This window comes from Roseburia yibonii (assembly GCF_014297335.1).
Lineage (GTDB): Bacteria > Bacillota > Clostridia > Lachnospirales > Lachnospiraceae > Roseburia_D > Roseburia_D yibonii.
In genome coordinates, this window is sequence record NZ_JACOQH010000005.1 from 204,242 (window position 1) to 214,622 (window position 10,381).

The 10,381-nt window shown below is 45.7% G+C and carries 8 protein-coding genes, 15 tRNA genes and 1 rRNA gene; all 24 read right to left on the reverse strand.

Going from position 1 to position 10,381, the window contains the following annotated elements; translation table 11 throughout:
- Window positions 1–99 precede the first annotated feature (99 nt).
- A tRNA-Leu gene (locus tag H8Z76_RS08850) sits at window positions 100–179 on the reverse strand.
- Between the two features lie 67 nt (window positions 180–246).
- A tRNA-Lys gene (locus tag H8Z76_RS08855) sits at window positions 247–319 on the reverse strand.
- Window positions 320–339: 20 nt separating this feature from the next.
- Window positions 340–411 (reverse strand) — tRNA-Gln (locus H8Z76_RS08860).
- Window positions 412–452: 41 nt separating this feature from the next.
- Window positions 453–526, reverse strand: a tRNA-His gene (locus tag H8Z76_RS08865).
- Window positions 527–576: 50 nt separating this feature from the next.
- A tRNA-Arg gene (locus tag H8Z76_RS08870) sits at window positions 577–650 on the reverse strand.
- A 35-nt stretch (window positions 651–685) separates the two neighbouring features.
- Window positions 686–756: transfer RNA gene (locus H8Z76_RS08875), tRNA-Gly, on the reverse strand.
- A 6-nt stretch (window positions 757–762) separates the two neighbouring features.
- Window positions 763–837: transfer RNA gene (locus H8Z76_RS08880), tRNA-Pro, on the reverse strand.
- 88 nt (window positions 838–925) lie between these two features.
- Window positions 926–1,426, reverse strand: a complete 501-nt coding sequence (locus tag H8Z76_RS08885; RefSeq protein ID WP_022514241.1) for a metallophosphoesterase family protein — start codon at window positions 1,424–1,426, stop codon at window positions 926–928.
- A 1-nt stretch (window position 1,427) separates the two neighbouring features.
- Entirely contained in the window at window positions 1,428–2,024 is a 597-nt protein-coding gene (locus tag H8Z76_RS08890) for an XTP/dITP diphosphatase (protein ID WP_022514242.1), read from the reverse strand.
- Window positions 2,025–2,049: 25 nt separating this feature from the next.
- Window positions 2,050–3,117, reverse strand: coding sequence for an N-acetylmuramoyl-L-alanine amidase family protein (locus H8Z76_RS08895; RefSeq protein ID WP_147618741.1), 1,068 nt, complete (start codon window positions 3,115–3,117; stop codon window positions 2,050–2,052).
- A gap of 17 nt (window positions 3,118–3,134) precedes the next feature.
- Complete coding sequence (locus H8Z76_RS08900; protein WP_186982274.1) at window positions 3,135–4,847, reverse strand: lectin like domain-containing protein; 1,713 nt, start codon at window positions 4,845–4,847, stop codon at window positions 3,135–3,137.
- A gap of 3 nt (window positions 4,848–4,850) precedes the next feature.
- Window positions 4,851–5,999 carry a THUMP domain-containing class I SAM-dependent RNA methyltransferase gene (locus H8Z76_RS08905; protein WP_022514245.1) on the reverse strand — a complete coding sequence of 383 codons (1,149 nt, stop codon included), beginning with the start codon at window positions 5,997–5,999 and terminating at the stop codon, window positions 4,851–4,853.
- 49 nt (window positions 6,000–6,048) lie between these two features.
- On the reverse strand, window positions 6,049–6,378 hold the full coding sequence (locus tag H8Z76_RS08910) for a rhodanese-like domain-containing protein (protein ID WP_022514246.1): 330 nt from the start codon (window positions 6,376–6,378) through the stop codon (window positions 6,049–6,051).
- A 115-nt stretch (window positions 6,379–6,493) separates the two neighbouring features.
- Entirely contained in the window at window positions 6,494–6,664 is a 171-nt protein-coding gene (locus H8Z76_RS08915; RefSeq protein WP_022514247.1) for a hypothetical protein, read from the reverse strand.
- Between the two features lie 227 nt (window positions 6,665–6,891).
- Window positions 6,892–9,177, reverse strand: a complete 2,286-nt coding sequence (locus H8Z76_RS08920; RefSeq protein WP_186982275.1) for a cyclic nucleotide-binding domain-containing protein — start codon at window positions 9,175–9,177, stop codon at window positions 6,892–6,894.
- A gap of 224 nt (window positions 9,178–9,401) precedes the next feature.
- Window positions 9,402–9,475 (reverse strand) — tRNA-Arg (locus H8Z76_RS08925).
- Window positions 9,476–9,504: 29 nt separating this feature from the next.
- Window positions 9,505–9,588: transfer RNA gene (locus H8Z76_RS08930), tRNA-Leu, on the reverse strand.
- Window positions 9,589–9,613: 25 nt separating this feature from the next.
- Window positions 9,614–9,686: transfer RNA gene (locus H8Z76_RS08935), tRNA-Val, on the reverse strand.
- 4 nt (window positions 9,687–9,690) lie between these two features.
- Window positions 9,691–9,764, reverse strand: a tRNA-Asp gene (locus H8Z76_RS08940).
- A 27-nt stretch (window positions 9,765–9,791) separates the two neighbouring features.
- A tRNA-Ile gene (locus H8Z76_RS08945) sits at window positions 9,792–9,865 on the reverse strand.
- Between the two features lie 4 nt (window positions 9,866–9,869).
- Window positions 9,870–9,942: transfer RNA gene (locus tag H8Z76_RS08950), tRNA-Thr, on the reverse strand.
- Window positions 9,943–10,004: 62 nt separating this feature from the next.
- A tRNA-Glu gene (locus tag H8Z76_RS08955) sits at window positions 10,005–10,076 on the reverse strand.
- Window positions 10,077–10,119: 43 nt separating this feature from the next.
- Window positions 10,120–10,191, reverse strand: a tRNA-Asn gene (locus tag H8Z76_RS08960).
- Between the two features lie 77 nt (window positions 10,192–10,268).
- Window positions 10,269–10,381 (reverse strand): 23S ribosomal RNA (locus H8Z76_RS08965); the annotation flags it as partial.

Consider the following 10,381-nt stretch of genomic DNA (forward strand, 5'->3'; position numbering starts at 1 on the left):
ATTCAGTTTCCTCTCAAAAAGCTCTTATGCAATATAAAATATACTAATATAAAAAGACTATATCCTCTTATAGTGCGAAAAGATACAGCCTTTTATGTCTGCGGGCAACAGGACTTGAACCTGCACGGTCTCCCACCAGAACCTAAATCTGGCGCGTCTGCCAATTCCGCCATGCCCGCTTATCTGAAAATATACTGTTATAAAGAAAAAATGACCAAAACCTTCTCAGATTCGGTCATGTAGGAATGAGACACGGGGGAGTCGAACCCCCGACAACTTGATTAAAAGTCAAGTGCTCTACCAACTGAGCTAGTATCCCATAATATAATTGTAGTGAAACTGGGCTAACCAGATTCGAACTGGTGAATGCAGGAGTCAAAGTCCTGTGCCTTACCGCTTGGCGATAGCCCAACATTTTAATCGATGCTTAAAATCTCAACTATCGCATCAAGGGTGGATACAGGGATTCGAACCCTGGGCCTCCAGAGCCACAATCTGGCGCGCTAACCAACTGCGCTATACCCACCATATGACGACCATTTGGCCACTTTCTTCTTATTAATAAGAAAAAAGAAATGTGCTCGAAGGGATTCGAACCCCCGACCCACGGCTTAGAAGGCCGTTGCTCTATCCAGCTGAGCTACGAACACATATAAAAATCTCCGCCATGAAAATCTCATAGCAAAGCGGGTGATGGGAATCGAACCCACGTATCCAGCTTGGAAGGCTGGTGTTCTACCATTGAACTACACCCGCATAACATCGGGGTGACAGGATTCGAACCTGCGACCTCCTGGTCCCAAACCAGGCGCTCTAGCCAAGCTGAGCCACACCCCGTCACACAAAAATGCTAATTGCAATTATTTACTTTTTATCGTCCCTTGCCGTGACGCAAGACATATTATATCTCACCACCAAAAGGTTGTCAACACCCTTTTTCATTTTTTTTCAAAAAATGTATCGAAAAATGCGCCTGCCCTGTTTTATCAATTTCCATCAGAATATAGGACGGCTGATGCCCCTCCTGCCTCGGATGGGAAAGGCTCCCCGGATTGAGTGCAATGATGTCATCATCATAATCAATGACCGGGATATGCGTATGTCCGAACATCACGATATCCGCACCCTTGGACTTCGCCACGCTTTTGATATCCGCAAGTCCGGACTGCACATAATAGTAGTTTCCATGCGTAAGAAATACCTTATAATTTCCGATCAGTATCATTTTTTCCCGCTCCAGTCTGGAAAAAAAATCGCTGTTTCCGGCAACGATCTCAAGCGGACAGCCAGCCAGTTCCGCAATATAATCCTCGCATCCTTCCGCGTCTCCGAGGTGGATCAAAAGATCGATCGGCTGCTGTCTCTCCAGCGCGATTTCAAGATTCTTATGTTTTCTGTGGGTATCACTTACGATCAGTACTTTCATGCTATGCTTCCTTTTTCAGAACTTCTCTCATGGCACGCAGTGCTTTTCCCCTGTGGCTCACTTCATTTTTCTTTTCCTCCGACAATTCTGCCGTAGAACATCCGTATTCATCTACATAAAAGATCGGATCATAACCAAAGCCATTGGTTCCCGCCGGCTTCTCTCCAATATAACCCTCGATCGTCTCCCGCACAACAAACTCCCGTTTATCCGGCAGCACTGCTGCGATCGCACAGACGAAACGCGCGGTGCGGTCTTCTTTTTTCACGCCCGAAAGACGGTCTAACAACACCTGGTTTTTGATCTCATAGGAAGTATCCTCCCCCAGATAGCGCGCAGAATAAATACCAGGCTCCTTGTTCAGATAATCGATCTCAAGCCCCGAATCATCCGCGAGAACCACTGCGTCGGTATCTTCCGCCACCGCGCGCGCCTTTATCAACGCATTCTCCTCGAATGTTTTGCCATCCTCGTTGATCTCCTTGTCGATCCCTGCTTCTTTCATGGAAAGGATCTCCATTCCAAGATCGCTTAAGATATCACGAATCTCCCTCATTTTATTTTTATTTCCAGTCGCAAAAATAATCTTATCTGCCATTTTCTTTCCTTTCCCTTAAAATCCCTTAAAAACCTTCCTGAAACGCGCGCATGATCGCATTGTAAATTCCCTGTGCCGTCTGCCTTTGATATTCCGGCGAAGACAGGTTCTGTAATTCTGTCGCGTTTGTCATAAATCCGACTTCGATCAGCGCCACCGGCACCTCACTGTTTCGGATGATATAGATCTCATTTCCGTTTATGATACCACGGTTTCTGCTTCCGAGCGCTCCGGACACTTCATCTACGCAGATCTGCGCCAGTTCCTTCGTTCCATGCCCGTTATCCTCTTTTAATTCGTCATACATGACGGCCGTACCATTTACACTCGATGTCTTTCCACTGACCGTAGAGTTGTTATGCACACTGATAAACAGATCCGCATCGGATTTATTTGCGAGTCCGACCCGGTCCTCAAAAGACGGATTGGTATCATCCACCCTTGTATAATATACGCCGATCCTGCTGTCCGGATTTTCCTCAAAGATCTGTTTTAACTGCAGAACGATCGCAAGATCAATATCTTTCTCACACTGTCCGCCGATCGTCGCGCCCGGCATGTTTCCGCCATGTCCGGCATCGATCACCACTACCTTATCATAAATATCGTGCAACGGAATAAAATCAAGATACAGATAGCCATCCAAAAACGTAGGCTGAACCTCAAACACTTTATCCAATGTGATCTCGATAACGCCCTGTCCACCTTCACTTTCAAATGTCAGATTATCGATGTGGTCACTGCGTCCTATGATCGGACTGTGATACAGATAATCCGTTCCCGCACCCGGAAACATGATATCCACAGTCTGTGTCACATACTGATCCTGTATTGATACCTGCTCCTGTGTCACTCCGTCCGGAAGTGTAATGCGAAGCTGCTGCGAAAAAGTGATCTCCTCCTCAGCCGCACCATCCGTGCTTCCGATCTCTACCATATCCATATGCATCCCGGCATCTTCCTGTGACATCGTCTGCTCCTGCGCCGCCACCATCTTTTCATGAAAGCCGGGCAGATAAAACAATACAACACAGGTAACTGCCATAAATAGTACCATAAAAATGGCCGCGATCTTAATGACCCGCTGTTCCATATGTAAACCGCCTCCGACTATTGCTGATTCCTGCCATATGCTTTGATACACAGATTACAGTTCTGTCCGCTCTCCACATTTTCCCACGAATTTCCCTGTGCGCTGATGTATCCTTCTCCATCACTCAGATCCACGTTTTCTGTCGTCTCATCTGCCGCGTATTCAATCGCAAGCGGATGTACCGAGTCCGGCGTGGTAAGTTCCACTACCACTGCGAACCGCTCCCCTTCTTTTACCGTCACCGGCGTATCAAACGCTACCGTGTAATAACCGGCGCTTCCGAATTTTCCTTCCGCAACCGGCTGCCTTTCTGCCAGCGACGCGGTATCTGCAAAATCAGACACCATATAAACACGATATTCCGTGTCCGTACCAAGCGCGTAAAAACCTGCCGCGCTGATATTCTCTGTCTTTTGCGCCGAAAATACATTTGCCCCGAAAATATGACCGGAGTTAAACCCAAGCTGTCCAACCCATCCGCAGAGGTCTGACTGGTAAATGTCATCGTAATTATCGACATCCTCGATCCCGGTATACACCACATTATGAATACCGATATTGGTATCATAATAGGAAACATAAAAAATCCCGTTATCCCCGAAATCATCTCCCCAGCTGTTCTGGCAGATAAACGCGCCGTCACCTTCCAGATCCACCGGGAAATTATCCTTTGAATAATTGTCATCCCATCCGATGATCACGACATCATGGTTCGGCTTCTCCTGTCCCATATAACAGTATGCCTTTGTCTTACTGTTGTAAAACTCCGAATGGCTTTGTGAACTTTTTAACGCACTGTAAATGGACGTCTGTACGCCGCCATATTTAAATACGGCCTCTTTGATCTTCTGGAAATCTTTACTTCCAATGATCTGTACCTCCTGCACATGCTTGACCGGCATCAGACTGTCATCGGATTTGTCATCTCCATACGGATCATCCTCCTCAAGCACCGGTCCCTGCCATGCGAGCAGATACGCCAGACTCATCGTGTAATCCCCGCCATAGTCCTGATTCAGCGCAAAACTGTTCTGAATACTCATATGATCCGGGGAAAAGTCATAGGATTCCTCCGGCAGAAGTGAAGATTCCAGTGCCGTGAGCGAAGCAAACGCCCAGCATGTCCCATGATTTCCCTGATCCTTGACCCCGGGTGCGCGCAGCTTGTCCCTCAGATCATAGCTTGCCGGCACGATCGTCACATCGCTCAACTTGCCGCTTGCGGTAACTGCGGAATTTTCCTCCATGTTCCAGGAATAGGTGTATCCCAGGCTGTCGGAAAGTGTCTCGAGCGGCACATAGTATTCCCCATCGATCTGACGCATTCCGGACGAAACTTCTTCTTTCTCACTGTTGACCGTGACCTCGTCCTTATTCAGCGGAAACGTCACTTCATTGGCGTATTTTTCAACCAGAAGCTCCGTTCCATGATAAATATGCGCACTGCAGTCAAAGCTGTCACGCAGTGCTTTCACAGGGATCATGAGATTTAAATTATCATCCATAAAAACATTCATATCCCTGCTGGTATAGGACTTCGCGTCCACCAGAAGCGAAATCTCTTTCTGGTTTACGCTGTCCGCGATCAGCGGATTCCAGATCTCGGTCTGGATACTCGCCCCGCGAAAAGGCTCCACTTCCTCGTAAGCCTGATCGATATTATTAAATTTAAGTATCAATGCTCCCGCTAAAAAAGCGGTCAAAATCGCATATCTTCCCGAATAACGCATTTATTATTTCTTCCTTTTTGGCGGTTTCGGCCCCATAAACTGGTAAAAATAGGTTTTTAACATTCCATTGTATATCTTGCGGTTTTTATCTGCCTTACGCCCGATATATTTCTCGGTATCCTCATAACTTGTGATCATATACATGGACCAGGAATCGAGATTCCGGTATGCCTCCCCGATCTGTGTATACAGTTCCGGCAGATCTTTTTTATCCTCCAGACGCTCTCCATACGGCGGATTTGTCACGATAAATCCATATTTCTTTGGATGACGCAGCTCACTCACCTGGCGTTCCTGAAAATGGATCATATCCGCCACACCCGCGCGCTTTGCGTTCTCGCGTGCCGCCTTCACCACTTCTCCGTCAATATCATAACCCTGGATGTCAACAGAAACACTGGTATCTACCATCTCTTCCGCTTCCTCTACGGTCTCATACCACAACTTCCGGTCGATCAGATTTGTCCACTGCTCGGCAATAAATTCGCGGTGCATTCCCGGCGCGATATTCGCCGCCATCATCGCCGCCTCGATCGGAAACGTTCCACTTCCGCAGAACGGATCAACAAAAATCCGGTCGGCTTTCCACGGGGTCAGCATAAGCAGAGCCGCCGCCAGCGTCTCTGTGAGCGGTGCCTTACTCGTCATCGTACGGTATCCTCGTTTGTGTAACGATTCCCCGGAGGTATCCAGCGTGACCATTACCTCATCTTTTAATAAAAATACCCGGATCGGATATGCCGCTCCATCTTCCGGGAACCATTCCACCTCATACTCACGCTTCAGCCGCTCCACAACAGCCTTTTTTACGATCGACTGTATATCGGAGGAACTGAATAATTTACTCTTGATGGAAGAGGCTTTTTTCACCCAGAATTTCGCATCCTTCGGCAAATACTCTTCCCAGGGCAGTGCCTTTACTCCTTCAAACAGCTCATCAAACGTAGTCGCGCGAAACCGGCCGACTAAAAGAAGTACACGTTCCGCCGTCCGCAGGAAAACATTTGCCCGGCAGATCGCCTCCGCGTCTCCCTCAAAAGTTACTCTTCCATCCTCCACCTGCGTGATTTCATAGCCGAGATCATAAATTTCTCTCTTTAAAACTGCTTCTAATCCAAAGTGGCAGGGTGCCACCAGTTGATACATTTTCATTCATTTTCTCCATTTTTCCGTAAAATTCGTACATTTATCTAGCTTTATATTATCTGTTCCGGCCCCGGCTGTCAATCGAATTTCTCTTTTCCAGATCATATACCGCTTTTATGCCTCCGATCAGCGTAAAAACCTCATTATTCCTACGGTTCAAACGTCTCGCCGCCATGAGGCTCTCGCTTCCCCTCTCGCAGTAAAGGAGCAGTCTGCGCTCCGCTAAAAGTTCCTTTTCCCACTGTTCCATATCATCATACGGATAATTTTTTGCCCCCTTGATATGATATTTCCGGTATGCGTCCGCCGTCCGCAGATCCGCGATCAGAATATCCGTTCGGGGAAGCAGTTCATCGAGATCCTCCACACCGATCATCTTTATCATCCCGTTACCCCCTTTTTGATCACAAAAGAATATAAAAACAGGCTGCAGATGTGAATCTGTAACCTGTTCTTATTTATCCTATTCTTTTCATTGTCCCGATGTGACTGACTGCTTCCTAGCGATTTACATCTTTACAGTCAGAGCCGGCTTCATCCTCTGTTTTGTCCTGGCTCTTGTTCTTGGTGCTGTTCTCTTCAAAACCATTCTTCGCACGGTTGCTGCCAGTCATGTTACTTCCTGTAGTGTTAGTACTCTTATTTCTTGCATTTTCGCTGTTCTTTGCCATGATAAATCCCTCCTGAAAAATACTTACTACAACGTTAGTATGTCTTTTCCGTTCACATATTATTCATGGTTTTCTAATTGCTTTTTCATTTAAAGTATATTATAATTTGCTCGTAAAAAGATAATATCTTTTTATAAGTTATACCCCTTATTAATTATTTATACTCCCCTCAAAAGAGGGCAGCCGGTTTCCCCCGTCTGCCCTCTTTTTATTATACTTCTGAAATTTTATAACTCGTAGAAATCCAGATTGTCCTGCATCTCCTGCGTGATCGTTCCACCACTCTTTTGATATTTATCGTAGAAGTTCGTAACATGACGAAGCTTTCTCTGCTTAAAGATCTCATATTTTTCAAAAAGATTCTGATACATTGGATTTCCTTCCAATACCTTTCGGATATCCTTGGAAAACGGACAATAGGTAAATACGATCTCTCTTGCCACCTTATTCAAACGGCAGCTTCCCTTTGCCTCATACTTGATCCAGCACTGATAATCCTTGACAAATACTTCACGATAATTGTTCTTCGCCTTAACCAGCGCGTTTTTGATTTTTTCCTTGGTCTCCGCGGACAGATCATGATTTTTGCGGTAAAACTGCATATAATCACAATACTCCGAAGTCAGCGAGCGCTCGGTCACATCATTCCAGCGCATACCCTGGATCTTACGGCACATCTCCCAACGATATCTGCCGCAAAGTTCTGTCATCATCTCACGCGGCTCCACTACGGTAAGGATCGGCATAATAAAACGTGCCGGTGTATCCCGTCTGCTTCCTGCCGTTTCCTGCCACATCATGGATCTGCTTCCTGCGTTCGGCATCAGTATGATGTATGGCAGAATTTCTTTTTGCAATGTTTCCTTGGTAATGCCGTGATCCGGATCCGAAAAAACAATTTCGTGATAAAACAGTGAATAATCCACAGACCGCAGATAATCCAAAGCATCGTTTAATCGGTCTACTGTAATGAGCATACTTGTCGGTGAATTGATAAGATCCTCTTCACAAAGTGCCGGCTGAAACGTTGCGAACTTTCCATAAGTCGCGCGGTTGGTCGATTTGAACATGTTGTCCATTTCATAAACCGTCTTATTCCAGTTATCATCTAAAAATGCTTTTTCCTGCGTCGCCGTGATCTCGCCCATACGTTTCTGCTCGCGCAGATATCCCACATAGTCCAGATCAAATTCATTTTTCGATGGTTCGTTCTCGCCTGCGTAAATACTCTTTAACCATTCATAAGCCGTGTATACATTGGAAGATTTGCATTTTTCTTCGATTGTCTCCGCAAGCTCGTATAATTCACTGACATTATCTTCTCCCGCAAGCGTCACATCCATAAATCCAAAATTCAAAAACATTTTTACTATGGTAGGGATCTTACTCTGTTTAACGCTCCGCTTAAACACACGCATATATACGTCATAGAACATCTTGGCAATATCTCTACGCAGTTTTCTCACTTCATCTGAGGTGGAATACATATCCGGCAGCTCCCGGTATTCCTCGATCATCATCACTGCACGTTTACATTTTTCCTCATCGTAGGAAGCATATTTCAAAATATAAGTCAACCATTCGTCTCCCATTGGCGGCTCTTCAATCTCTTCTTCTGCTTCCTCCTGCTCCGCCTTGGAAACTTCTTCTGCCGCTTTCGAGAAATCATAACTTTCAAATTCCGCAAACCGTGTTTCAATGGATTCCTTGTCGTATATCTTGCACATCTTTGCAAATTCCACGATCGTCATGATCTTTTTCTGAAAGAGTGCCAGTTCCATTCCCTGTGCTGCCGCCCGCTTCGTCAGGTCAAAATACAATGCAAACAGATCGTTTTTCTGTTCATTCAAAAGGATATCCTGATTATCCAACAGATACTGATACATCTCTTCGATCAGCGGAACACTCTGGTTCATGCATTCTCCTGCATGAATGATCTCTCCCACGATCAGCGCATTGTCCTTTCCATAAAACGCATCCATGATCGCCTTCGGCATTTTCGCCAGACTTGCAAAATAATCAATCTTGCTTTTTCTTACTTTTGTTTCCAGAGAAAGCGGCTCAAAATAATCCATCTTTGAAAATGGTTTTTCCTCTATTTTTAATTTTTCACAGATGATCTTATACTGGCGGTATAATTCACTCGTAAATGTATAAAATTTATGGCACAAAGTCCAATGCTCTGCATACCGGCGCAGCGTTGCATCCGCCCCACGAACCGCTGACATCAGAAACACAACTGCATTCTTTGGCTGCGCTTCAAAAATCTTCTTTAAATCCTCTTCTTTTTCGTACTGATAAGAGTAAATGACACAATCCTCGTTCGTCACATAATCACATGTGAAGACTCCTGTCGTTCCTTCCGCAAGACCGATCATATGACCCTTGTCGATCACAATCTTTTTATTGCTTAAAACCTGAAGTACACTTCCCTGGACAATCCAGTAAAGTTCGGTCACTTTATCCCCGCTTTTGATAAAATGTTTCCCCTTTTCAATATTTACGACTGCCATTCTCCGCCTCCAAAATAACTTGATCCATTACCTGTTCTTTGCACATTTCAATGTCTGTAAATGGTCAAAAAATTCTACCTTATTATATATTTTGTCTATTTTATATTTTAACACAGCTCAACTGTGCTTGCAATTTTTATCTTGGTTTTCCAATATTTTTTCACCATTTTCACAATAAAAAAACCGGGAACATTGATCAAATCAATGCTCCCAGCCTCTTATACCGTGCGTGAGAAGATTCGAACTCCCGACACCTTGGTCCGTAGCCAAGTGCTCTATCCAGCTGAGCTACACGCACCTATGAAATTGTGATACCTTAGTATCAAATGCCCGCGACCGGAATCGAACCGGTACTGTGTCACCACAACAGGATTTTAAGTCCTGCGCGTCTGCCAGTTCCGCCACGCGGGCATGACATGATATGAATCATATCGAATGGGACCTATAGGGCTCGAACCTATGACCCTCTGCTTGTAAGGCAGATGCTCTCCCAGCTGAGCTAAGATCCCATAACGACCCAAGCGGGACTCGAACCCGCGACCTCCGCCGTGACAGGGCGGCGCTCTAACCAACTGAGCCATTGGGCCAAACAATTTTTTACATTTTATAACTAGTGGACCTTCGGGGACTCGAACCCAGGACCGACCGGTTATGAGCCGGTTGCTCTAACCAACTGAGCTAAAGGTCCAAAAAGCCGATGATCGGACTCGAACCGATAACCTGCTGATTACAAATCAGCTGCTCTGCCAATTGAGCCACATCGGCATCTAAAGAAAACTCAGCTGATTTCCACCAGCCCGCTCTTTATACGGATAAAGATAATTAAATGACTCCGACGGGAATCGAACCCGTGTTACCGCCGTGAAAGGGCGATGTCTTAACCGCTTGACCACGGAGCCGTTCTCTCTTGTTTGCTTCTTTCCTCTTTTCGGAAAAAAAAAGCTCCCCGAGTAGGGCTCGAACCTACAACATCACGGTTAACAGCCGTGCGCTCTACCATTGAGCTATCGAGGATTATTCATATACTTTCAAAATTTCACACAGATCCGTGATACCGCTTACTCTTTCATCTGGCTTTCGCCTGATGTTTCTTGGTCAAGCCCTCGACCGATTAGTAACAGTCAGCTCCATGCGTTGCCACACTTCCACCTCTGCCCTATCTACCTGATACTCTCTCAGGGGTCTTACTTCCTCTAGGGAAGGG